This is a genomic window from Paracandidimonas lactea (assembly GCF_021653995.1).
Taxonomy (GTDB): domain Bacteria; phylum Pseudomonadota; class Gammaproteobacteria; order Burkholderiales; family Burkholderiaceae_B; genus Allopusillimonas; species Allopusillimonas lactea.
In genome coordinates, this window is the sequence record NZ_JAJJOZ010000001.1 from 60,674 (window position 1) to 83,950 (window position 23,277).

The window sequence follows — 23,277 nt, forward strand, 5'->3', positions numbered from 1 at the left end:
TCAGGCCCGCTCCATGTACAGGGCCTCGAATTTGCCCACGGCGTGGGCAAGCGTGAAGTTATGCTCAATGCGCCGGCGCGCGGCCTGGCCCAGCGCTTGCAACTGCTCGAGGTCGTGGGCAGCCAGTGCGTCGATGGCCTGCGCCAGGGCTTCGGTATCGCCAGGCGCCACCACCTTGCCGGTATCGCCGACCAGCACACGTGCGTCGCCCACGTCAGTGGTCACGCAGGGTAGGCCGACACTCATGGCTTCGCCCAGCACGTTCGGAAAGCCTTCAGTTCGCGAATGCAGGCAGAACACATCCAGCGCGCTCATGCACGCGGGCACGTCGGCCCGTTCGCCCAAGGTGAGAAACCGCTCCGGGAAACCGCTGGCCTGTATCAGCGTCATGATTTCCTGGTTGTCCGACGTCAGGTCGCGTCCAATCAGCACAAACCGCAGGCGCTCGTTCCGCCGACCAGCAAGGGTGGCAGCGCGGATGAAGCTGGCCTGATCTTTGGCGGGGCTGTAGCGGCCCACCGACCCCACTAGCACTGCATTGTTCGCAATGCCCCATTCTCCGCGCAGGCGCCGACGGTCCGATGCGTTGGGCTGGAACTGATCCGGGTCGTAGCCGTTATGAATGACCATCATGCGGCGCCTGTCATAGCCGGCGGCCGCATGCACAGATTGCGCCGAATGCGCTACGCAGACAATGCGCGTAGGTAGTGAGGAAGAACACATGGCGCAGAGCTTGCGTATGCCACGCTTCAGGCGAGTGCCACCCGACTCCAGGTGCGAGTTCCGTATGCCCCAAAGCACGGGCCGTATGCCCAATTGGCGGCCTGCAAGGCCTCCCAGCAGATCGGCGTAATACATCCAGCACTGCAGTACATCTGGCCGGTCGCACCTGAGTGCGCGAACCAAGCGCAGGTAAGTGCGCGGTGTATCGGCAATGCCGCGCATCGCCAGGTGCGTGACGGGCACGCCCATGGCCTCGAGTCGCGGCCCGAGCACGCCGCGGCTGGTAAGAGAAATCACGCGGTGGACATAGTCCGGGTTGCCCTGATGCGCCTGTATCAGCCGGAAGAGGAAGCGCTCGGCGCCGCCGATGTCCAGCCCCACGATGACATGTGTGATGCGAACAGGCTGCGCGCGAGCAGCCGGTTCGCGTGTAACCGGCATGGCAAACGCATTCCCGCGCCCTTGTGCGGCTTGCGGTTGGGCCGCTTGCGGCCGGTTGCGTTGCGCGGCGCTCATGCTCGTTCTCCGGCCAACCAAGCCTGGAACATCAACACATTCCACAGCTTGCCTGCGTTGTCGGACTTGCCCGCCAGATGGCGCTGCCAGGCGGCGCGTATCGGCCCTGGATGCAGATAGCCGTCGTTCTGCAGCCTGTCGTGCGCCAACAGTGACTCGGCCCATTCGCGCAGCGGCCCGCGCAGCCAGTCGCCCAGCGGCACCGAGAATCCTTTCTTGGGCCGTTCAATCAGTTCAGGTGGAACATGTTTGTACAGAATCTGGCGCAGCAGCCATTTGCCCTGGCCATTGCGTATCTTCATATGCAGCGGCATACGCCAAGCCAGCTCTGCAAAGCGATGATCGAGCATGGGCACGCGCACCTCCAGGCTGTTCGCCATGGCCGCTCGGTCCACTTTCACCAGAATGTCGTCGGCCATGTAAGACTGGGCACCCACAGCCATCATCCATTCTTCATAGCTGGCGTCGTCAGGCCACTGGCTTGGATCGCTATATGCGGTGGCTGGTTCGGATGCAGCGAGTGCAATATCTTCGGGCCGATCCCAATGGCTGCTCAATTGGCGAAAGAATGCCTCGCGGCTGCTCGAACGCAGCAGCGCTGCGAACTTTCCGGATGCCTCGGACGGCATCAGGTCCAGAGATCCTGCGACAGCGCGGCGCAGAGGCCCCGGTACACGACGCATTCGCTTCCACAGCGTCGGTACAAAGCGATAAGTGTTATAGCCGCCGCACAGTTCGTCGCCAGCGTCGCCGCTCAAGGCCACCGTCACATGCTCGCGCGCAAGCTTGCACACCAACAGAGTTGGCAACTGAGAGCTGTCGGCAAAGGGTTCGTCATAAATGCCCGGCAGATCAGGGATCATGTCCTGCGCGTCCTTGGGTCGCACGAACATTTGCGTATGCTGGGTGCCGAGGTGCCGGGCGACAGCGTCCGCGTGTTCTGCTTCGTTGTACCTGGGGTCGTCGAAGCCGATGGTGAAGGTGCGTACGGGTTGGCTGCTCTGGGCCTGCATCAGCGCCACGATGAGGCTGCTGTCGATGCCGCCGCTCAGGAATGCGCCCAGCGGTACATCCGAGAGCATCTGTCCGCGTATGCTGTTGTTCAGGCTATCCGTCATGGCTTGCACGGCCTCGTCGTCGCTGCCTGTGAACGGGTTCTCCCGTGCGTGCTCCATGGCTTGGCGCACGTGCCAGTAGCGGCGGGCTTGCTCGGGGCCGCCGACCCGAGCCTGCGCGAGGGCGTCGGTATACAGTGCTATCTGTACATAGCTGCCCGCCTGCAGTTTATGGATGCCGCGATAGATGCTGTGCGGTGCGCCGATATAGCCATGGCGCAGCAGCATGGCCACCGCATCGCGGTTAATGTCGGCGCGAAAAGCAGGGTGTGCCTTGAGCGCTTTGAGCTCCGAGCCGAAATACAGGTTTCCGCCGAGCCAGCCCCAGTACAGCGGTTTTTCGCCCAGGCGGTCGCGTGCGAGGGTAAGTGTTTGGTTTTGCTTGTCCCACAGGGCGATGGCAAACATGCCGATGGCTGCCTGCAGCGTTTTTTCGACGCCCCAAGCGGCGAAGCAGGCCAACAGAGTTTCGGTATCGGCGTGCCCGCGCCACGACGGCGCGGCGCCTTCGCGCGCAAGTTGCTCGCGCAGCGAGAGATGGTTGTAGATTTCGCCGTTGAACACTAAGGCATAGCGCCGGCACGCCGAGTGCATGGGCTGGTGGCCGGCCGGCGAGAGGTCAAGAATTGCCAGCCGCTTGTGTGCCAGCGTCAGGCCGCACCGGTCGTCCGACCAGATGCCTGTGTCGTCGGGGCCGCGGTGCGCGATCGCCTCCGCCATCATTAAGCCCGCCTGCTCGCGCGGGCAGCTTGTATCAGAGGTATAAAAGCCGGCCAGGCCGCACATATGCTACATCCTTTGTGTGCGAGGGTTTACAGAGTGCTGGGGATCCAGCACGGCGAGATAGGCATCGACGGCTTTATCGACGCTGAAGTCCTGCGCGCGCCTGCGCACATCGAAATCGGCACGAGTAGCGCCCAGCGTGTCGCGTACGGCGTCGGCCAGCGCGGGCGCATCGCCCACCGGCACCAGCCGGCCCCACTTTCCATGACCCAGGATTTCTTCGGGCCCGCTCGGGCAGGCGGTGCTGATCACCGGTGTACCGCAGGCCATAGCCTCGACCAGGACATTGCCAAACCCTTCCCAGCGTGAACTGAGCACAAACACCGATGCAGCGCGCATCCAGTTGTAGGGATTGGCTTGGAAGCCGGCGAGCAGAATGTCATCGCGGTACGGCGATGACTGCACTAGGGCTTCCAGGGCAGGGCGTTCTGTGCCTTCGCCCAGAATGGCCAGGCGCGCAGGCCGGCCCTCGCGCACGAGGTTGAAGGCTTGTATCAGCGTGCCGAAGTCCTTTTCGGGGCTCAGGCGGCCCGCGCCCACGATGAGCGGCGGACCGCCCGGCGTGAACCAGGGGTGAGATAGCGGCTCGCCGCTTTGCTTCACCAAGGCGACCGTCTCGATAGGGTTGTGGCAGGTGGCAATGCGGTCGCGCGGGTAGCCGATGCGACGCGCCAGATCGTCGGCCACGCCATTTGAAACGGCCACCACGGCATCCGCGCGCGGATAAGACAGGCGCATGATGCCCGGCAGTACGCGCGCCACCGGCCCGCCCGCATCGGCCATGGCCTGCGATAGGTTTGCGTGGTCGGAGAGCACCAGTCGCGTGCTCGCGCCCGACAGCGCGCGTGCCCAAACGGCAACCACATTCACATAATTCATCGCGGACAGCATTACGCGCGGATGCCGGGTGCGCAGGTAGCGTGCCAGGGCGAACACGGTGCCCAGCGTGCGCCGGGCGGACAGTACGATAACGTTGACACGTGCGTCCACCTGAGAGCGGTAGATGCCTTCGTTGGTGCGCAGCACCAGATCCACCGGCAGCCCCCGCGCTGCCAGGCCGTTGGCCAATGACACCATCACGCGTTCGGCGCCGCCGCCGTTGAGCGAAGGAATGAAGAGGGCAATGGCTTGTGTCATGACTGACTCCCGCTGGCCGGCGCGAGCACCGCGCGCACGAAATCGTCGCGCAGGCGCTGGCGCACGCCTTCAAGGCTGATGGGCCTTGCATTCAGCAGCGCGCGCGCGACATCTTGGGGGCGGTTTTCATGGAACCGCGCAAGGGGGGTGCAGGCCGACGGTTGCCGGCAATAGGCAAACAGTTCGCGTACCTTTGGATCCCACTCAAAGGCGATCACCGGCACATTCATGGCAATGGCGGTGACGGCGGCGTGCATGCGCCATGCGGCCAAAGCCTGATAGCCGCTGATTCGTTTGATCAGCGCATGGGGGCTGTCAATGTCCGCGCACACTGAAATGCCCGGCGCTACACGTTCGAGCGCCGTACCCAGTTCGTGCGCAAAGGTGTTGTCGGGTGGTGCGCCATTGGACAGGATCTCGATGCGGTGCGCGCCTTCGCGCGCTGCGAGCGCCTGTGCCACCTCTATCCACCACTGCACGGCGAAGCTGCGGTCGGCCATCGGATGATCAGGCATCAACGCGGCCAGCACATCCGGAGCGATGACGCCCAAGCCCAGCTTGCCCTGCGGTGCAGCGTTGCTGGCGCCACCCTCGATATTGCCATCGGTGTGGTGGCCAGTGCGCAACACGCTGCGCTCATGGGTGGGTTCATTAGCCGGGGCATCGATGCACGTCCCGGTGTGCATGTCATTCTTCGGGCGTGCGAGATAAAGCCCGCTGTCGTAACCCGCGGTGATTTTGGTCGCATCGTGCGGCCGAGCAGCTTGCGCGACCAGATTGCGCGAATGTTCGTCGCGGCAGACGATGGCGGTGACCGCCGGTGAGGCGGCGATGCGGGCCACGATCTTGCGGCACAGCCAGCTGTAGCGCTTGCCCGCGCCGACCGCAAACAGGGAAACCGGCACCTTGTGTCGTTCGCACTGCTGCACGATACGAAGGATCTGCAGTGGAAAGTTCAGGAAGTTGTCCATCAGCAGATTGCCGCCGCCGATAACCACGCGCTGGTATTGCCGCACGTCGTAGCCGGCGGCGATGCGCCGGTAGCGCGTCGCATAGAAGAGCAGGGCAATGGCATAGTTCACGGTGGGCGAGCGCAGAAGCCACTGTTTTAGGCCCACGCCTGTTTGCGCGGGCGCAGGGGCCGGTGCGCCCGACGTGCGCAAGCTGCTCGAGCCATCTGGACTGTCCGGCGTGCTGTGGTTGTGTGCGCCGCGGGCCGCGATCCCTGCACTGTGTGCGTCGGCCGTGTGGTCCAGGGCGGGTTTGCCGAAGAAGTCCCTGAACTCGGCAGCAACGCCATGATCAGCGCACAGCTTCTCAATGGCCAGACGAATGATGCCGTCGCCCACATTGCGCGAGGTGTATTCGCCGGCGAACAGCGTCTTGCCCAATGGCGCATGGGTCGTGTTCATGTCTGAACCCCCGCGCGCTTCTTGATCTGCCGGGCATGCAGCGCCAGCAGCTTGTTGCGGATCAGCACAAAACCCTCCACTGAAAGTAATTGCCCGGCGATTGCGTACGTAAGGATGAAGCAGGCGGAGCCTGCCGCCACCGCGAGCATTGGTGCGGCGTCGATACCGAGCAACAGGCCCCAGGCCAGCGCGGCTGCGACGGCCGAGGCGAACACTGGCTTGATGATGTCGCGCAACTGGAGGGCGAGGCGGTAACCCAGCAGCGTGTGCGAGTAGTACATGTAAGGCAGGCAGGACAGCGCGGCCGCCACCACCTGGCCGATCAGGATGGCCATGATGCCGAAGGGGGCGGTGGCGGCCAGCAATGCGAGGTGCAAACCTTTCTTCACCAGGCCCACATACAGCACGAGGTCGCTGCGTCCCTTGACCTTCAGCATATTCAGGTTGATGGTATGCACCGGGAAGACAACGCCCGCGATGCACAGCAGTTGAAGATAGGGCACCGCTGGCATCCAGCGTGGGTTGAACGCAAGCGCGAATAGCGGTTCGCTCAACAGCGTAAGCACGGCCAGGCATGGTGTGATCACGAAGAACAGCAGTTGCAGAATCGTTCGGTACATCATCCGCAGGCCGTCGGCCTCGTTCTGTATCTGTGCCATGGCCGGATACGTGGCTTGCTGGACTGCGGCATTCACCTGGTCAACCACCAGGTCGCGGATGCGTTTGGCGAAGTAATACAGGCCGGTGATCTCGGGCGTGAACAGTTTGCCGATAACCAGGATGTAGGCGTTCTCGTACAGGACGTTGAGCACGCCCTCGATAGTCAGCATGGAGCCGAAGCCGAACATCCGTCGCAGCGCCGCCCCACTGAAGTTCAACTGCGGACGCCAGGTGCTGTGCACCCACAGCAGCACGGTGGACACTGTGGCCATGGCGATAAATTGCGCCACCAGGCTCCAGACACCGAAGCCCGCATAAGCCATGGCCACGGCCAGCACACCCGCCACAATAGTTGCTGTCGAGTTGACGCGCATCAGCGTCTTGAAGTCCATATCGCGGTTCATCAGCGCAAGTTGCACCACCTTGAACGCATTGATGAACAACACCACACCGATGACGCGAAGCATCAGCGTCAGGTCCGCATGCCCGTAGTACTGCGCAACCCATGGCGCCGATACATAAAGCAAAGGGTAGAGCAGCAGGCTCAGAGCCAGGTTGGCGAAGAACGCGGTGGACAGGTCTTCGGGCGTGATCGACGGCTGTCGAATAATGGCCTGGCCGAAGCCAGACACCATGAGGGCGTCGGCGATGGCGTAGCAGATCGCGACCATCGCCATCAGTCCAAAGGCCTCCGGCGCCAGGAAGCGGGCCAGGAACAGGGTGAACAACACGGACGCGCCGCGGCTGACCAGCATATTAGCCACGTTCCAGACAATACCCGTGCCGATTTTCCTGTTCAGAGTAGTCACTGGCTGCGTCCTTCGGTGTCATACTCATAGTTGGTATAGCGGTAGTTGCTGTACTTGCCGCTGTACCGCCTTGAGGTCGCCACCAGGTCGTTGAAAATCACGCCTTTCACGTGGGCGCCGGCATTGCGCAGACGCTTGGCTGATTCCTCGATTTCACCCAGAGTCGTCGTGCCGGCTCGCGCCAGCAGGAATACCGTGCCCGCCCTGGGCGCAAGCACCATGGCATCCGATACGGCCAGTACCGGTGTGGTGTCGAGCAGCACCAGGTCGTAGTCATTCGACAGCTCGTCGATCAGCGTTGTCGCCGCCGAAGACATCAGCAGTTCAGCCGGATTGGGCGGCAGTGTGCCGGTGGTAATCAAGTCCACGTTGGGCATCACGTTGTGTCGTATCGCTTTCTCGCGGCTCAGGCTGCCGGCAATCAGTTCGCTCAAACCATCGCGGCGGTCCATGCCGAAGTACTGGTTCAGGTAGCCCTTGCGCAAGTCAGCATCCACCAGCAGCACACGCTTGTTGCCTGCGCCCAGGATGGCCGCGAAATTCACGCTGGAGAATGATTTGCCGATACCTGGAGTCGGACCTGTGAACAGCACGATGTTATTGGGCGCATCAAGCAGAATGAACTGCAGTGCGGTGCGCAGGCTGCGCAGGCTTTCCACGGCAGGATCCTTGGGCGAGGCAATCGCCAGCACGTGGTTCCCGGCGGCGCGGCTCGCGATCAACGACTGCAGGCTGTACTGCGGCGCCGAGTGCGGAATGGTCGCGTAAACATGCAGGCCCAGGGTCGATTCGATGTCCGACGGATCCTTGATGCCGGGCCGCAGCATGTTGCGCACCAGTGCAACACCTACGCCGACAATCAGCCCGGCGAGGATGGCTATGGCAATGACCAAGGGGCGGTCGGGCTTGATGGGGCTGATCGGCATGACTGCTTGGTCCACCACCCGAACGTTGCCGACCTTGCCCTCCTTGACCAGGCGCAGTTGCTGAGCACTGTTGAGCAGGTTCACATACAGCTCGCCATTAACCTTCACATCGCGCATCAGATCCAGCAGTTGCTGCTCCAGGTCCGGCAGCTTGCGGATCTGCGCTGATAGGGCGTCGAGCTCTTTCTTCACGGCGGCAATCTGCTCGTTCACGACCTGCATGGCTGGGTGCTCGGGTGTATATTGCGCCAGCAGCTCGCGGCGCTTCTGCTCCAGCGTGAACAATTGGTTCTGCAGCGACACCGACGTGTTGAGAGAGAGCGAGCCTTCCGTCGTCAGGTCGAATGTGCCATGGGCATCGCGGAACTTTGTGTAGCGCGTTGCCGCATCGTCCATCTTGCGCTTGAGCTCGGGCAGGAAGTCATCCAGGAAGGCCAGCGATTTTTCTGCTTCGGCTGCTTTGCGCTCGACGTTTTGCTTGACGTAGGCGTCGCCGACGGCGTTGAGGATGTTGGTGATCCGTTGCGGGTTGGTGCCCGCAAGCGTAATGGCCAGCACGCCCGACTGCTTGCCCCGCTCGGTGATCATGAGCTGGTCCTGCAGGCGCCGAACCATGGACAGGCGCGATTGCCGCACCAGCAAGAATTCCGCACCAGGCTTGCCCTTGAGAGACTCCACCTCAATCGTGCCCGCGTCCTCGCCATGCCCGTAGGTGACCTGCTCGCCTACGCGGCCCTCGGTCAGCACTTTGCCGTCGGGGTCATGCAGTGTGTAGCCGCGCTCGCTGGCGACCAGCGTGAGCGTCTGGCCTTCCAGGCGGGTGGGCACTGACAACGCGCGCAGCTTGATCGATTCATTGCCCGATACATAGCCGCCGAAGCCCAGCACCCCGGGATCGGAAAGTTCGGTCGAACGCGCCGCCAGCCACGGCCCGATGAACGGTGCATAGTTGGGCCGTGCGCTGATATAAAGCTTCAGGTTATCGACAGCCTGGCCCACGACCAGGCGCGAGTGCAGGATCTCGATCTCCGCAGTGGCGGGAGACTGCACGTCGAACATGCTGTACACCTCGCTGAGCACGTTTGAATTCACGGGCTGGTTCTGCTCCACTTGGATCAGGCTGTCGGCCTGATACACCGGCTGGCTCAGAAAGGCATACAAGGCGCCGAGCAGTGTGGTGATCAGCGTGATGATGCCGATCAGCCAGCGTGCTTCGACAATGACATCGAGCATGCTCATGAAGTCAATGTCGTCGCCTTCTTTCAGGTCGGCAAGGGAAGGGGTATTGCTGTCTGCTTTCGTCATTCTGCGATAGGCCCGCGAAGCTTAGCTGAGCTGCGCGATGCGCGCGGCCCAGTACCCGACATTGCGGGCAATGGTTGAGTGAGCGGTCTCGAAGGCCGCCAGCGGTTGGCGATAGGGGTCATCAATATCGATTGGCCCTTGCTGTTCGAAGTCGCCGAGGCAGCGTATCTTTCCCCTGGCAAGCGGGAACTTGCGTTCCAGGTCGCGCCGGTGGCGGTCCTCCATCACCAGGATCAGATCGGCCTCTTCGCACATCCATGCGCTGATCTGCTGCGCCCGATGCTCTGAGAGGTCGATGCCCTCGCGAGCGGCGACCTGCTGCGCCAATTTGTCGGCGGGCTTGCCCGACAGGGCGGCCAACCCCGCCGAGAATATTTTTTTGTCCGGCAGTGCCGTCTTGAGCATGGCGGCGGCCACCGGGCTTCGGCAGATATTGCCCACACATACAACGAGAATGGTGTTCATGATCCAGGCCCCTACTTGGTGCTGTTGTGGGTGTTGATGAACAGCGAGTCGTAGCTCGGCGTAATGTTGCTGATCACACGCTGCCAGCGCACCACCGGCGCGGGGTCGACAAACACCACATCGCGCGGCTGGAGCTGGAATTCATTGGCCAGCAGGAAAGCCGAGGGCGAGTTTGCGTTCAGGTGAAAGACCTTGGCATCGGTTACCGCCAACTCTTTCCCGCTGGGTGCAGGTGGTTTGCGGATGACATAGATCTGACTGGGCTCCGAGGTATAAGGGCTGACGCCAGCGGCTTCGCCCAGCGCCTCAGTCAAGGTCAGGCGGCCGTCGCGCATATCCAGCGCGCCGGGGGCCATCACTTCGCCTAGTACGAAAACCTTGGATTCGTTGCGATTCACCACCCGCACCAAGTCGCCGTTGTTGAGCATGATGCGGCTCGGATTCACGCCCAAGCGCGTCAGTCGCGGGATGTTGATCTCGACGGTTTTATCCTTGCGCGTCAGCACGATGGCGGATCGATCGGCCTGGGGCGTGAAACCGCCGGCGCGATTGATGGCTTCGGGCAGTGTCATCGGTATGTCGTCCATCACCTGCAGGCCGGGTGCGCGCACCTCCCCGTCGACATAGATGCGGAGGTGTCGGTACGCCTGCACACGCACGGTGATCTGCGGGTTTTGTACATACTTGGAAAGCAGGCGCGTGAGCTTGGCGCGTGCCTCACTTTCGGTCAGTCCGGCCAACTGCACAGCGCCGATAAAGGGATACTGCACGGTGCCGTCAGCGTTGACGTTGTAGCCGTTACCGACATCGGCTTGGCTGGACGAGCCTGTGCTGCGATTGGAGGTTGCCGGCGTCATGGCCAGTTCCGGGTGTCCCCAGACGACAATGTTGACGATATCGCCAGGTCCGATGCGATAAGTCTTGGGTTTGCCGAAAAGCTGCCGCACTTCCGCGCTGACTTCCTCGTCCAGTGCCGTCTTCTGTGTCGCAATCAATTCTGCGGTGATGGGCGTCAGCGCGCCTGCGGGTGCATCGTCGCGGGCCAGCTCCTTGGCTACGTCCGATGGGCGCCCCATATGCATTCCGGGTGTCAGCGCGCATGCCGACAATACGCACACGACAGCGAGCGTCAGGGATAGCCTGGCGGTACGAATTTTCCTGTCATAGGTTCCTGCGGGAACAGTTACTTTCATCGAATCAACTTTTTCGTGTTAGGCGCACAAGCTTGGTGACGGCGCGGTTTATTGGCGTTGGCGCGGCGAGTGCCAATAAATTGCGTGGGCAGGCGTTGCCGCATCTGCCGTCTTTCAAATAAAGACAATACTGAGAGTTACACGCAGATGCGTTTCTCTGCGAGGCAGGATGGCGGCGTTATGGCATCCCGAAGGAGGCATACCCGGCGGCCGCGCTAGGCTGGTTCAGGCGTGTCGCGGGTGTTTGCGATCAGCCGCCGCCGGCCGTTGAAATCCCTCGAAGGAGCGTTGGGTGCGCCGGGCTTGCCGCCGCTGACTGCGCATGTTGCGCTTGGATGATGTTGCCCGCTCGGGGATGCTCTGCCTGGACTGCTCAGCAAATCGTATCCGTCCTTTTGTCTGATACCGGGAATCCTGCAAAACCGGTATGGTTCGGGTTCGAACGACTGTACCAAAGCACGGCGGGCGGCCTGTAACAAACCGCGTTCTTCTACATCTGAACGAAAAGTTTTGTCGGCTTAAGGGATAGCCCTGATAAGTTCAGTTCTCATAGTTCCGGTCGTTAAGCGGGATAGTGCGCCGTCGGTACGGACAATAGACGTTTACATCTTCGCCACGGCTGCAACAAACTTGTAGTGTCAGTATGGTGAGGGTCCGGAATGCGGGTTTTCATCATCCGGATAAGCGCGCATGCTCACGAGGTAACAGTCCGTTTATAATCGGGTATCAAACGAAACTGGACGTGACAACCGTGAACATCAGTCACATTGATCTGCTACGCAAAGCGCCACGGCACGCTCTGCGATCCCCTGAGAGCAACCGCATGCGCGAGCGTCTCCCCGGGCTGGCATTGCATGGTGCGGCCGGTCTTCTCATTGCGGCTTTTCTGGCGCCCGAAGGCAGCGCGCTCACGCTGGCGGGCGTGGCCTGTGTGGCCGGCGGCAAGGCCATCTACGACTACGTCAATAAAAACGAAAACACGTTCGCCAATGCCGGGGCGCTCATCGCTGGCGGTGTAGTGGTTGTGCTGGCCAGCCTGCTGTTCTAGCCTGGCGCCACACGCCTCTTTCAGCTGCGTGGGTGGCCGCCTTGTTTGGGCGCCAAGGTACTCTTTGCCTTTTGCACAAATACATGGCACAACGACGCATGCAGCCTGATGCTGCATGCGTCGTTGTGCCATTGTTTATATAGGGCTGCCCACAAATCGGCTTAGCGCGCCTGGCCTAGGCTCCAGTGCTGCACAACAGGCCAAATCTCAGCGGGCGTGGCGGCAATCGCATCGGCCGCCCAGTTGTGCAGCGCCGTGTTGGCGCCACAATAGCCGTACGCGGCCACAATGGTTGCCATGCCCGCTGCCTTGCCCGCAATGATATCCCGCTCGTCATCGCCTATATATATACAGTCATGTGGCGCAAAGCCGGTTTCATGGGCTGCATGCAGGAGCGGCGCGGGGTGTGGTTTGGCATGCGCAGTTGTATCGCCGCCTACGGTGACTGCGCAATCGGCGTCCAGCCCCAAGTGTGCCACCAGCGGCTTGGCCAAGTATTCCATTTTGTTGGTGACGATGCCCCAGGCATAGCCTTGATCGCGCAGCGTTGCCAGCAGTTCTGCAATGCCCGGAAACAGCGCGGTATGCCGTGTCATGTCGTTTTCGTAGTCTTCAAGGAATTGGCGGCGTGAGCGTTCGTATTCATCGCTGCCCGGCGCGATGCCCAGCCCGGCCATTAGCAGCCCGCGGGCGCCAGCCGACGCATAGGGCCGCAACATTTCGTAGGGCAGAGGAGGCAGACCGCGCCGCGCGCGCTGTTTGTTGGCTGCGGCGGCCAAGTCCGGCGCAGTGTCGGCCAGGGTGCCGTCAAAATCGAACAGAACCAGTTTTTTCATGGAGTCAGGCTTCGCGCCGAGTGGCCATCAGGTAATTGACGGATGTGTCGCGCGACATGCGATAGATTTGTGTGAGCGGGTTGTATTCCATGCCGGCCATATGCGTGACCGATAGCCCCGCCTGTCTGGCCGAGGCTGCCAGCTCGCTGGGCTTGATGAAGTTTTCGTAGCTGTGTGTGCCTTTAGGCAGCATATTGAGCAGATACTCAGCCCCCACGATCGCGAACAGGAAGGATTTTGGGTTGCGGTTCAGGGTGGAGAAGAAAACGTAGCCACCCGGTTTGACCAGCGTGGCGCACGCCTGCACCACCGAGGCAGGTTCGGGCACGTGCTCCAGCATTTCCATGCAGGTGACGATGTCGAATGCGCCTGGTTCACGCGCGGCGAGATCTTCGGCACTGATCGCTTCATAGGCGACTTTGATGCCCGACTCCAGCCCATGAAGCTTTGCCACCTGCAGTGATTTGTGAGCCAGGTCGATGCCGGTGACCTGTGCGCCTTCGCGGGCGAGGCTTTCCGCCAATATGCCGCCCCCGCAACCGACATCGACAATGGATTTGCCTGCCAGTGAGCCGGCAATTTCCTTGATCCAGCCCAGCCGCAGCGGGTTGATCATATGCAGAGGCTTGAATTCGCTTTCGGCGTCCCACCAGCGCGAGGCCAGTGCGCTGAATTTATCGAGCTCTGCCTGGTCGGCGTTCTGACTTCCGGTGGAGGAAGAGGTGGCATTCATGCAAGGTTTCCGGGAAATAGTCGATGGGCGATCGAGGCCGGGCCATCGGGGCAGCCGCCGTCAAGCCAACGGCCGCATAAATGAATAAGGGCTCCCACAGGGGAGCCCTTATTGTAGCGTTTAACGTGCGGTAGAACCGCACGCTCCGCGCAGCGGTATTACTTGCGGCTACCGACGATCTCGATCTCGACGCGGCGGTTTTGTGCGCGACCTTCGCGGGTCTTGTTGGACGCGACAGGCTGCGTTTCACCCTTGCCTTCGGCGTAGATGCGATCTGCGGGGATGCCCTTGCCGACCAGGTAGGTCTTGACGGCATTGGCACGACGCTCGGACAGGCCCTGGTTGTACTTCTCGGTACCGATGGAGTCGGTGTGACCGGTGGCAATCAGGGTTTCCAGGTTCATGTTGCTGACCTGAGCGGCGACTTGATCCAGAATCTGACGGCCTTCGGGCTTGATGGTGGACTTGTCGAAGTCGAAGAACGTATCAGCGTTCAGCACGACTTTGGTGGCAGTCGGGGCGACCACGGGAGCTTGGGCCTGAGCGACTGGCACGCCATCACACCCGGGGATGCCGGTGGCGGGCGTCCAGAAGTTGTCGCGCCAGCAGAGTTCGCGGGTACCGTTCTTCCAGACGTCGCCGAACGGGTTGCGCCAGTTGTCGACGGTTTGCGCAGAAACTGCACCAGACGCCGTCACAGCGGCAATGGCGAGTGCGAGTGCGATTTTGGAGGGTTTGTTCATGTTTCTCCTCATTGAGCTTAATGCTGGTAAGTGACCGCAGCGAACCCCCGCCGCATCTTAAAAAACGGAGCCAGTATAGCAACGCTATGAATTAATCAAAGAATTGCGCTGGGTTTCATGCGTGTTAGAAGGAATCTTACGGCATTTCCGGGCCGCAGGTTAAGACTGAGTGATACATATTCGCCAGATTGACGGATTTCGCCGGGATACCCGCAAATAATGTTGGTTTTACGCGACAGGGCGCGGGGAGGATTAAAGTGCTTTATGAAGACTCCCAGGCATACCGAGGTATGCGGCTCTTGGGCGTTCGGGGGCTCCCGTGTATCAATGCGTCCTGGCGCAGCCCTGTATCTTCTTTCCTCTTATATATAGAGAGGTATATGCCGCAGGGGCGGGTAATGGCCCCGCTACGCGGCCATCCTGGGGGGAAGTGCTAGAATTTCTTATTCTGCCCGACATCGGCGGGATTCAATCGCTTCACTTATATAAATTCAAGACACTATATGGATTCCTTCGCCAAGGAGACTCTTCCCATATCGCTGGAAGAGGAAATGCGCCGCAGCTATCTCGATTACGCCATGAGCGTGATCATTGGCCGGGCGCTGCCAGATGTTCGCGACGGCCTCAAGCCGGTGCATAGGCGCGTGCTGTTTGCCATGCACGAATTAAATAACGACTGGAATCGCGCCTATAAGAAATCGGCGCGTATCGTCGGCGACGTCATCGGTAAATATCACCCCCATGGCGATTCCGCGGTGTACGACACCATTGTGCGCATGGCGCAGGATTTCTCCCTGCGCTATATGCTGGTGGACGGGCAAGGCAACTTCGGCTCCATTGACGGCGACAGTGCTGCCGCGATGCGTTACACCGAAATTCGCCTGAGCAAGATTGCGCATGAGCTGCTCGCAGATATCGACCAGGAAACTGTCAATTTTGGGCCCAACTACGATGGCGCCGAGCAGGAACCGCTGCTGTTGCCTTCGCGTCTGCCCAACCTGCTGGTCAACGGCAGCTCCGGCATTGCCGTTGGCATGGCCACCAATATCCCGCCGCACAACCTGGCCGAGGTGGTCGATGGCTGCTTGTATTGCCTGCGCAACCCCGAGTGCACGGTTGATGAACTGATCGAATTCATCCCCGCGCCCGATTTTCCCACCGGCGGCATTATTTATGGCCTGTCGGGCGTGCGCGAAGGCTACCGCACGGGCCGCGGGCGCGTAATCATGCGGGCCAAAACCCACTTCGAAGACATGGAAAGGGGTAACCGGCAGGCCATTATCGTTGACGCCATCCCTTACCAGGTCAACAAAAAGACGCTCCAGGAAAAAATCGCCGAGCTGGTCAACGAAAAGAAAATCGAAGGCATTTCCGATATCCGCGACGAGTCCGACAAGGACGGCATGCGCCTGGTGATCGAGCTCAAGCGTGGTGAGGTGCCCGAAGTCATCCTGAACAATCTGTACAAGAATACGCAGTTGCAGGATACGTTCGGCATGAACATGGTGGCACTGGTCGATGGCCAGCCGCGCCTGCTCAATCTCAAGCAGATGGTTTCGTACTTCCTGGCGCATCGACGCGAGGTTGTTACCCGCCGCACAGTGTTCCAGCTGCGCAAGGCGCGCGACCGGGGCCACGTGCTCGAAGGCCTGGCGGTGGCGCTGGCCAATATCGATGATTTCATTGCCATCATCAAGGCAGCCCCCACTCCCCCCGTGGCTCGTCAAGAACTCATGGCCCGGTCATGGGATTCGTCCTTGGTGCGCGAAATGCTGGTGCGCGCCGACGACAACAGTGCCGTGGGTGGGCGCGTTGCCTATCGCCCCGAGTCGCTGCCTGCCGAGTATGGTCTCCAGGAAGACGGCCTATATCGCCTCAGCGACGTGCAGGCCCAGGAAATCCTCAATATGCGCCTGCAGCGCCTTACCGGGCTGGAGCAGGACAAGATTGTCGGCGAATACAGAGACGTCATGGCCACGATCGCCGACCTGCTCGACATGCTTGCGCGTCCCGAGCGTATTACGCAGGTCATCTCCGACGAACTGCTGGCGATCAAGGCCGAATTCTCCACCGGCGCGAAAGACAGCCGCCGCTCCGAGATCGAGCGAAACGCCACTGAACTCGATACCGAAGATCTCATCACCCCCATGGATATGGTGGTGACCTTGTCGCAGTCTGGTTATATCAAGAGTCAGCCGCTTTCCGAATACCGTTCCCAGAAACGGGGTGGCCGGGGCAAGCAGGCCACGACCATGAAAGAAAACGATTGGATCGACCAGCTGTTTATTGCCAATACGCACGACTTCCTGCTGTGCTTCTCGGATCGCGGCCGAGTCTACTGGCTCAAAGTCTGGGAAGTGCCTCAAGGTTCGCGCAATTCGCGCGGCCGGCCCATCGTCAATATGTTCCCGCTGCAAGACGGCGAGAAGATCACTGTGGTGCTCTCGGTTCGCGAGTTCAGCGATGATCACTACGTGTTCATGGCCACGTCGCGCGGTACGGTCAAAAAGACCCCTCTTTCTGATTTCTCCAACCCGCGCAAAGCCGGCATCATTGCTGTTGCGCTCGATGAGGGCGACTTCCTGATCGGCGCCGACCTTACCGACGGCCAGCATGATGTCATGCTGTTCTCCGATGCGGGCAAGGCTGTGCGCTTCGACGAAAACGATGTGCGCCCCATGGGCCGCACAGCGCGCGGCGTGCGCGGCATGACGCTCGAAGAAGGGCAGTCTGTCATTTCGCTGCTGGTTGCCGGCGACGAAACGCAAAGCGTGCTCACCGCCACCGAAAACGGCTACGGCAAGCGCACCTCAATTGTCGAATACACGCGCCACGGTCGCGGCACCAAAGGCATGATCGCCATCCAGACCACCGCGCGCAACGGCAAGGTGGTTGGCGCCGTCCTGGTGCGCCCGTCCGATGAAATCATGCTGATCACCACCGGCGGCGTGCTGGTGCGCACCCGGGTTGCCGAGATCCGCGAAATGGGCCGCGCCACGCAAGGCGTCACGCTCATCAGCGTCGACGAAAACAGCATGCTGTCTGGCGTGCGCCGTGTCGTCGAAAGCGACGCCGACGACGAAGCAGGCGAAGACGAAGCCAACGGTGCCGGCCTCGATGCAGGCAGTGATACCAGCGAGGGCGCTGGCAATCCCGGCGCTGAAGGCAGCGATCAACAAGACACTGGTGAAGGCAAGGAATAATCCCGATGCGACCCTGGAATTTTTCGGCAGGCCCTTCAGCCATGCCTCTCGAAGTATTGCAGCAGGCGGCGGCCGAGATGACAGATTGGCATGGCAGCGGTATGTCTGTCATGGAAATGAGCCATCGCGGGCGGCAGTTCACGCAGATCCGCGATGAGGCCGTGGCCGATTTGCGCGAGCTGCTGGCCGTGCCCGATGATTTCGAGATCCTGTTCATGCAGGGTGGGGCAACGGCCGAAAATGCCATCGTGCCCATGAATCTGATCGGTCGCGATGGCCTGAACCGCGCCGACTACATTCTGACCGGAAGCTGGTCCGTCAAGTCGCACAAAGAAGCCCAGCGTTATGGCGATATTGCCGTGGCGGCCACGTCTGGCGTGGCGGCTACGATCGACGGCGTTGAGCAGACACCATATACCTGGTATCCGGCGCCCGACACCTGGCAGGTGCGCAAAAACGCGGCCTACCTGCACCTGTGCGCCAACGAAACCATAGGCGGGCTGGAGTTCGCCGATTGGCCCGATATGGCTGCGGTGGGCGCGCCTGATGTGCCGCTGGTGGCCGATGTTTCGTCGCATTTCCTGTCGCGCCCCATCGATTTCAGCAAGGTCGGCATGGTATATGCGGGCGCGCAAAAAAATGCGGGCCCCGCAGGCCTCACCGTTGTAATTGTCAACAAGCGCCTGATCGGCCATGCGTTGTCCATTTGCCCCTCGGCATTCGATTATGCCAACGTCGCCGAGGCGGGCTCTATGTTCAATACACCGCCTACCTATGCTATTTACATGGCGGGCCTGGTGTTCAAGTGGCTAAAGCGGCAGGGCGGTGTGGCGGCCATCGAGCAGGCCAATATCGCCAAGGCCCAGGCGCTTTACACCTATCTCGACCAGTCTTCGCTGTATGTAAACCGCATCCAGCCGTCGGCGCGCTCGCGCATGAACGTCCCGTTCCAACTGCGCGACGAATCGCTCAACAGCGCCTTCCTTGAAGGCGCCGAGGCCGCGGGGCTGCTGCAGCTCAAGGGGCACAAGTCCGTGGGTGGCATGCGCGCCTCCATCTATAACGCCGTGCCGCTCGAGGCCGTGCACGCCCTGATCGACTATCTGCGGGATTTCGAACGCCGCCATGGATAACACAGAGTCTTACAACGCCGGCACGGCCGAACTGCAGGCGCAGCTCAAGCCGCTGCGCGACCGCATCGATACAATCGACGAGCAGATTCTCGACCTGCTGAACCAGCGCGCCAACACCGCGCTCGAAGTCGGCAAGGTCAAAGAATCCTTCGACGTCGATGGGCCTATCCTCAAGCCCGAGCGCGAGGCTATGATCATCCGCCGTCTGCAGGCGCTCAATCCGGGCCCATTCACCGCCGAAGCGGTCGACGCGGTCTGGTCGCAGATCATTTCCACCTGTCGCGGCCTGGAGAGCGCGCTCACGGTGGCTTTCCTGGGGCCTCAGGGTTCGTTTTCCGAGCAGGCCGCACTCGAGCATTTCGGCCACGCCATCACGCGACTGCGCTGCGATTCATTCGACGAGGTCTTTCGCGCCGTCGAGGCCGGCCAGGCCGATGTCGGTATGGTGCCGGTCGAAAACTCGACCGAAGGTGCCGTCAACCGCACGCTGGACCTGCTGCTCAATACCTCGCTCAAGGTGCTGGCCGAGCGTTCGCTCAACATTCATCACAACTTGCTCACCAAGTCGGGCACGCTCGAAGGCGTAACGCGTGTGATGGCGCATCCGCAAGCGCTGGCGCAGTGCCAGGCTTGGCTTACTCAACATGTGCCACATCTGGTGCGTGATGCCGCATCCAGTAATGGCGAGGCTGCCCGCATCGCGGCGCAAGACCCAACCGTTGCGGCGATCGCTGGTGATACTGCCGCGATTGCCTGGGAGCTGGGCATTGTGGCGGCGGGCATCCAGGACGATCCGCAGAACCGCACGCGTTTCCTGGCGGTTGGCGCCATCGAAACCCTGCCCACCGGCAACGACAAGACCAGCATTATTCTTGCCGTTCCCAATCGCGCGGGCGCCGTATACGATATGCTGGCGCCGTTGGCGGCCAATGGCGTGTCCATGACGCGGCTCGAATCGCGCCCGGCCCGCACCGGGGCGTGGGAATACTACTTTTATGTCGATCTGCTGGGTCATCGCAGCGAACCCGCCGTGGCGCGGGCGCTGGCTCAGCTCAAGCAACAGGTTGCCTTCTTCAAGGTGCTGGGCTCGTATCCCCAGCAGCAGTAATCGCAACAGTAATAGCAATCGCCGTTTACGATTTCAGGGCACAACGTATGACTTCCGCTGTCAATAGCGCTTCCCGGGCCGCGCTGGTGCCCGACTACATTCTGGGCATTGCGCCATACCAGGCCGGCAAGCCTATTGAAGAACTCGCACGCGAGTTCGGGCTCGACCCCGCCGCCATTGTCAAGCTCGCCTCCAACGAGAATCCGCTTGGCTTTCCCGCATCCGCGCAGGCGGCGATGTTGGCCGCCGCAGCGACGCTGGCGCGTTACCCGGACGCCAATGGCTTCGACCTGAAGGCTGCGTTGTCCGCGCGCTATGACGTGCCGGCCGACTGGATCACGCTGGGCAATGGCTCCAACGACCTGCTCGAGATCATTTCGCTGGCACTGCTGCACCCCGGGGCAGACTGTGTCTATGCGCAGTATTCTTTCGCGGTCTACCGCCTGGCTACCCAGGCGCGCGGCGCGCGGCACGTCGTGGTGCCTGCCCGCGACTACGGCCACGATCTGGATGCCATGTTCGATGCGATCACGCCCGATACCCGGCTGGTGTTCATCGCCAATCCCAACAACCCTACGGGCACCTTTGTGCCGCATGCGGACGTTGCCCGTTTCCTGCAGCGCATGTACGACACACACGGCGAGCGCGTCACGGTGGTGCTGGACGAAGCCTATACGGAGTATCTCGACCCGGCATTGCGTTTCGACAGCGCCGCATGGGTGCGCCGCTATCCAAACCTCATCGTAACCCGCACATTCTCGAAGGCCTATGGGCTGGCGGGGTTGCGCGTGGGGTATGCGCTGGCACAGCCGCGCCTTACCGATCTGCTCAATCGGGTACGCCAGCCGTTCAATGTCAACACGCTGGCTCAGGCCGCCGCTATTGCTGTACTGGGTGATGCACCCTTCCTGCAGCGTGCCTACGAGGTCAACAAGGCCGGCAAGCAAGCGCTCACTGACGCATTTGCTCGGCTGGGCCTGCAGTATGTGCCCAGCTACGGCAATTTCGTGCTGGTCAAGGTGGGCGATGCGGCGGCCATCAATATGGCCCTGCTCAAGCGCGGCGTCATCGTGCGTCCGGTGACGGGCGACGGCCTGCCCGAGTGGCTGCGCGTATCTATTGGGCTGCCGGAGGAAAACGCGCGCTTCATCGAGGCGTTGACCGAAATTCTCAAGCCGGCATGAGCCAGAGCGCGTCGCGCGGCACAGTGCATGTGCCTGTACTCGCAGTCGTGGGCGTAGGGCTTATTGGTGGATCGTTCGCGGCAGCGCTCAAGCATGCTGGCGTTGTCGGCCGGGTACTAGGGGTGGGGCGCAGCGCCAAAGCGCTGGAGCAGGCGCATGCACTGGGCCTGATCGACGAGATTGCCACTGCCGAGCAAGCCGCGGCGCAGGCCGATGTCATCCTGCTTGCGACGCCTGTTGGCGCAGTGGGCGCGACGCTGGCCGCTATGAAGGCACACCTGCGGGCGCATACGATTATCACCGATGCCTGCAGCACCAAAGCAGATGTGATTGCCGCCGCGCGCCTCGCGCTGGGTGAACAGGTCAGCCAGTTCGTGCCGGGCCATCCCATTGCGGGCGCCGAGCAGACCGGCCCGGCCGCCGCCGACGCCCAACTGTATCGCGGCCGCAACGTCATCCTGACCCCTCTGCCTGAGAACGCCGCTGCTGATCGCGCGCTCGTGGCCCGGCTCTGGGAGGCTTGCGGAGCCAGGCTGCTCACGCTCGATGCCCAGGCGCACGACACTGTGCTGGCCTCGGTGAGCCACATTCCTCACTTCCTGTCGTCCGTGTTCATGTGGCAGGTTGCCATGGCGCCCGACGCCGATGTACGGCTGGCGTTGGCGGGCAGCGGTTTTCGCGATTTCACGCGGATTGCGGCGGGCTCCCCTGAAGTTTGGCGCGATATTTTCCTGAGCAACCGCGATGCCGTCCTGAGCGAACTGCAGGAGGTCCGCGCGGCGCTCGACCACGCCGAGCAGGCTTTGCGCGACGGCGATGGCCGCACGCTCGAAAATTTTCTTGAACGCGCGGCGCTGGCGCGCCGCCTATGGGCCAGCAGGAGCGGCTTGAAATGAATCACTCACAACATGCCGGTGAACTTTATCTTCCGCCCGTCGTCTCGGCCAGCGGCGTAGTGCAATTGCCGGGGTCCAAGAGCATCTCTAACCGCGTGCTGCTGCTCGCGGCGTTGGCCGACGGTCCCAGCAGGTTGCGCGGCGTGCTCGATTCCGACGACACACGCGTCATGATTGCGGCGTTGCGTGCCTTGGGTGTACGGATCGACGACGTCGCGCCCGGTGAAATGGTGGTGCATGGCGCCAATCCGTTTCCGGTGCGCCAGGCGGAATTGTTTCTGGGCAACGCTGGTACTGCGTTCCGACCATTAACCGCCGCGCTGGCGCTCATGGGCGGCAGCTACCATTTGTCGGGCGTGCCGCGCATGCATGAGCGACCCATCGGCGACCTGGTCGATGCCTTGCGTGCGCTGGGGGCGTCGATCGACTATCTTGGCAATCCTGGTTATCCGCCGGTGCGGCTGGGCGCGCAGGCCGAGGCTCCCACCGGGCCTGCGGATGTGCCCGCCAGTGTGAAAGTAAAAGGCTCCGTATCCAGCCAGTTTCTGACTGCCTTGCTAATGGCAGCGCCGCTGCTGGTCGCTCGCACCGGCCGCGCACTGGCCATTGACGTCGATGGCGAGCTGATCTCCAAGCCTTACATCCTGATCACCCTGCGCCTGCTGGAGCAGTTCGGCATCAACGTTGCCCGTGAAGGCTGGCAGCGTTTTGTGATCCCCGCAGACGCGCGCTATCGCGCGGTCGAGTGCCTGGATGTTGAAGGCGACGCCTCCTCGGCCTCGTATTTTATGGCTCTGGGCGCCCTGGGTGGCGGGCCGGTGCGTATCGAAGGGGCGGGTGCGGCCAGCATGCAGGGTGACATTGCCTTCGCCGACGTGGTCGAGGCAATGGGCGCCACGGTGGTGCGCCACGATGCCAGCATCGAAGTATCCGGGCCCCGTGTGGCGGCTGGCGAGCGGCTGCGCGCCTTCGATCGTGATTTCAACCTCATCCCCGACGCGGCCATGACAGCGGCGGCCATGGCCGTATTTGCCGACGGCCCCTGCACCTTGCGCAATATCGGCAGTTGGCGTGTCAAGGAAACCGACCGTATCGATGCCATGCATGCCGAACTGGAAAAGCTGGGAGCGCGTGTCGAGTCGGGCCCCGACTGGCTAACCGTGCATCCAATCCAGGCAGGGGGGTGGCGCCGAGCCAGCATCGCTACCTATGACGACCACCGCATGGCCATGTGCTTTTCGCTGGCGGCCTTCGGGCCTGAAGGGGTCACCATTGAGGATCCCGATTGCGTCGGCAAGACCTTCCCGGGATACTTCCCGGTGTTTCGCCAGTTGGTCAAAGCATAAGGC

The 23,277-nt window shown here is 61.7% G+C and carries 18 protein-coding genes; 7 read left to right on the forward strand and 11 right to left on the reverse strand.

The genetic code is table 11. The features are described from left to right. Genes LOL23_RS00280 through LOL23_RS00315 form a run of 8 tightly spaced genes read right to left on the reverse strand, consistent with a single transcriptional unit; the run spans position 1 to position 10,927 of the window. Positions 1–1,239, reverse strand: coding sequence for a glycosyltransferase family 4 protein (locus LOL23_RS00280; protein WP_237172954.1), 1,239 nt, complete (start codon positions 1,237–1,239; stop codon positions 1–3). Continuing rightward, positions 1,236–3,140, reverse strand: a complete 1,905-nt coding sequence (gene asnB / locus LOL23_RS00285) for an asparagine synthase (glutamine-hydrolyzing) (protein ID WP_160975976.1) — start codon at positions 3,138–3,140, stop codon at positions 1,236–1,238. Before asnB ends, LOL23_RS00280 begins: the two co-directional genes overlap by 4 nt. 3 nt (positions 3,141–3,143) lie before the next feature. Next, positions 3,144–4,274, reverse strand: coding sequence for a glycosyltransferase (locus LOL23_RS00290; RefSeq protein WP_237172955.1), 1,131 nt, complete (start codon positions 4,272–4,274; stop codon positions 3,144–3,146). Further along, positions 4,271–5,686 carry a polysaccharide pyruvyl transferase family protein gene (locus tag LOL23_RS00295; protein WP_160975980.1) on the reverse strand — a complete coding sequence of 472 codons (1,416 nt, stop codon included), beginning with the start codon at positions 5,684–5,686 and terminating at the stop codon, positions 4,271–4,273. The genes LOL23_RS00290 and LOL23_RS00295 overlap by 4 nt, the downstream gene beginning before the upstream one ends. Continuing rightward, positions 5,683–7,155: a lipopolysaccharide biosynthesis protein gene (locus LOL23_RS00300; RefSeq protein WP_160975982.1), complete on the reverse strand. Its 1,473-nt coding sequence runs from the start codon at positions 7,153–7,155 to the stop codon at positions 5,683–5,685. Before LOL23_RS00300 ends, LOL23_RS00295 begins: the two co-directional genes overlap by 4 nt. Next, positions 7,152–9,386 (reverse strand): polysaccharide biosynthesis tyrosine autokinase, encoded by a 2,235-nt coding sequence (locus LOL23_RS00305; protein ID WP_237172956.1) that lies wholly within the window; start codon positions 9,384–9,386, stop codon positions 7,152–7,154. The genes LOL23_RS00300 and LOL23_RS00305 overlap by 4 nt, the downstream gene beginning before the upstream one ends. Positions 9,387–9,407: 21 nt before the next feature. Then, on the reverse strand, positions 9,408–9,851 hold the full coding sequence (locus tag LOL23_RS00310; RefSeq protein WP_202411567.1) for a low molecular weight protein-tyrosine-phosphatase: 444 nt from the start codon (positions 9,849–9,851) through the stop codon (positions 9,408–9,410). Positions 9,852–9,862: 11 nt separating this feature from the next. Further along, positions 9,863–10,927: a polysaccharide biosynthesis/export family protein gene (locus LOL23_RS00315; RefSeq protein ID WP_237172963.1), complete on the reverse strand. Its 1,065-nt coding sequence runs from the start codon at positions 10,925–10,927 to the stop codon at positions 9,863–9,865. A gap of 940 nt (positions 10,928–11,867) precedes the next feature. Here LOL23_RS00315 and LOL23_RS00320 point away from each other — a divergent pair. Further along, the gene (locus LOL23_RS00320) at positions 11,868–12,092 is read left to right on the forward strand and encodes a hypothetical protein (protein WP_160975988.1); all 225 of its coding nucleotides are present in this window, start codon (positions 11,868–11,870) and stop codon (positions 12,090–12,092) included. Between the two features lie 161 nt (positions 12,093–12,253). On the opposite strand, the gene gph is transcribed toward LOL23_RS00320, so the two are convergent. The 3 genes from gph to ompA all read right to left on the reverse strand — a co-directional run bounded on the left by gph (position 12,254) and on the right by ompA (position 14,404). Beyond that, on the reverse strand, positions 12,254–12,928 hold the full coding sequence (gene gph, locus LOL23_RS00325; protein ID WP_160975990.1) for a phosphoglycolate phosphatase: 675 nt from the start codon (positions 12,926–12,928) through the stop codon (positions 12,254–12,256). 4 nt (positions 12,929–12,932) lie between these two features. Next, positions 12,933–13,661: a bifunctional 2-polyprenyl-6-hydroxyphenol methylase/3-demethylubiquinol 3-O-methyltransferase UbiG gene (gene ubiG / locus LOL23_RS00330; protein WP_160975992.1), complete on the reverse strand. Its 729-nt coding sequence runs from the start codon at positions 13,659–13,661 to the stop codon at positions 12,933–12,935. A gap of 158 nt (positions 13,662–13,819) precedes the next feature. After that, positions 13,820–14,404 (reverse strand): outer membrane protein OmpA, encoded by a 585-nt coding sequence (gene ompA, locus LOL23_RS00335; protein WP_160975994.1) that lies wholly within the window; start codon positions 14,402–14,404, stop codon positions 13,820–13,822. Positions 14,405–14,907: 503 nt separating this feature from the next. On the opposite strand from ompA, the gene gyrA reads away from it, so the two are divergent. From gyrA to aroA, 6 genes are read left to right on the forward strand one after another with little or no spacing between them, the layout of a single operon-like run. After that, the gene (gene gyrA, locus LOL23_RS00340) at positions 14,908–17,607 is read left to right on the forward strand and encodes a DNA gyrase subunit A (protein ID WP_237172964.1); all 2,700 of its coding nucleotides are present in this window, start codon (positions 14,908–14,910) and stop codon (positions 17,605–17,607) included. Next, positions 17,607–18,740 (forward strand): 3-phosphoserine/phosphohydroxythreonine transaminase, encoded by a 1,134-nt coding sequence (serC, locus tag LOL23_RS00345; RefSeq protein ID WP_237173174.1) that lies wholly within the window; start codon positions 17,607–17,609, stop codon positions 18,738–18,740. Before gyrA ends, serC begins: the two co-directional genes overlap by 1 nt. Then, on the forward strand, positions 18,733–19,848 hold the full coding sequence (gene pheA, locus LOL23_RS00350; RefSeq protein ID WP_160976000.1) for a prephenate dehydratase: 1,116 nt from the start codon (positions 18,733–18,735) through the stop codon (positions 19,846–19,848). The genes serC and pheA overlap by 8 nt, the downstream gene beginning before the upstream one ends. Before the next feature lie 47 nt (positions 19,849–19,895). Next, entirely contained in the window at positions 19,896–21,032 is a 1,137-nt protein-coding gene (gene hisC, locus LOL23_RS00355) for a histidinol-phosphate transaminase (protein ID WP_237172965.1), read from the forward strand. Then, positions 21,029–21,928 (forward strand): prephenate dehydrogenase, encoded by a 900-nt coding sequence (locus LOL23_RS00360; protein WP_160976004.1) that lies wholly within the window; start codon positions 21,029–21,031, stop codon positions 21,926–21,928. The genes hisC and LOL23_RS00360 overlap by 4 nt, the downstream gene beginning before the upstream one ends. Next, on the forward strand, positions 21,925–23,274 hold the full coding sequence (gene aroA / locus LOL23_RS00365) for a 3-phosphoshikimate 1-carboxyvinyltransferase (protein WP_237172966.1): 1,350 nt from the start codon (positions 21,925–21,927) through the stop codon (positions 23,272–23,274). The genes LOL23_RS00360 and aroA overlap by 4 nt, the downstream gene beginning before the upstream one ends. Positions 23,275–23,277: the final 3 nt, after the last annotated feature.

What these genes read in the sequence shown, in the direction of transcription:
- LOL23_RS00280 (WP_237172954.1), bottom strand. Translation starts at nt 1,239, where the DNA reads ATGAGCGCCGCGCAACGCAACCGGCCGCAAGCGGCCCAACCGCAAGCC.
- aroA (WP_237172966.1), top strand. Translation starts at nt 21,925, where the DNA reads ATGAATCACTCACAACATGCCGGTGAACTTTATCTTCCGCCCGTCGTC.
- gyrA (WP_237172964.1), top strand. Translation starts at nt 14,908, where the DNA reads ATGGATTCCTTCGCCAAGGAGACTCTTCCCATATCGCTGGAAGAGGAA.
- LOL23_RS00320 (WP_160975988.1), top strand. Translation starts at nt 11,868, where the DNA reads ATGCGCGAGCGTCTCCCCGGGCTGGCATTGCATGGTGCGGCCGGTCTT.
- LOL23_RS00305 (WP_237172956.1), bottom strand. Translation starts at nt 9,386, where the DNA reads ATGACGAAAGCAGACAGCAATACCCCTTCCCTTGCCGACCTGAAAGAA.
- gph (WP_160975990.1), bottom strand. Translation starts at nt 12,928, where the DNA reads ATGAAAAAACTGGTTCTGTTCGATTTTGACGGCACCCTGGCCGACACT.
- LOL23_RS00295 (WP_160975980.1), bottom strand. Translation starts at nt 5,686, where the DNA reads ATGAACACGACCCATGCGCCATTGGGCAAGACGCTGTTCGCCGGCGAA.
- ubiG (WP_160975992.1), bottom strand. Translation starts at nt 13,661, where the DNA reads ATGAATGCCACCTCTTCCTCCACCGGAAGTCAGAACGCCGACCAGGCA.
- ompA (WP_160975994.1), bottom strand. Translation starts at nt 14,404, where the DNA reads ATGAACAAACCCTCCAAAATCGCACTCGCACTCGCCATTGCCGCTGTG.
- LOL23_RS00310 (WP_202411567.1), bottom strand. Translation starts at nt 9,851, where the DNA reads ATGAACACCATTCTCGTTGTATGTGTGGGCAATATCTGCCGAAGCCCG.
- hisC (WP_237172965.1), top strand. Translation starts at nt 19,896, where the DNA reads ATGACTTCCGCTGTCAATAGCGCTTCCCGGGCCGCGCTGGTGCCCGAC.
- LOL23_RS00360 (WP_160976004.1), top strand. Translation starts at nt 21,029, where the DNA reads ATGAGCCAGAGCGCGTCGCGCGGCACAGTGCATGTGCCTGTACTCGCA.
- LOL23_RS00315 (WP_237172963.1), bottom strand. Translation starts at nt 10,927, where the DNA reads ATGGGGCGCCCATCGGACGTAGCCAAGGAGCTGGCCCGCGACGATGCA.
- pheA (WP_160976000.1), top strand. Translation starts at nt 18,733, where the DNA reads ATGGATAACACAGAGTCTTACAACGCCGGCACGGCCGAACTGCAGGCG.
- LOL23_RS00290 (WP_237172955.1), bottom strand. Translation starts at nt 4,274, where the DNA reads ATGACACAAGCCATTGCCCTCTTCATTCCTTCGCTCAACGGCGGCGGC.
- asnB (WP_160975976.1), bottom strand. Translation starts at nt 3,140, where the DNA reads ATGTGCGGCCTGGCCGGCTTTTATACCTCTGATACAAGCTGCCCGCGC.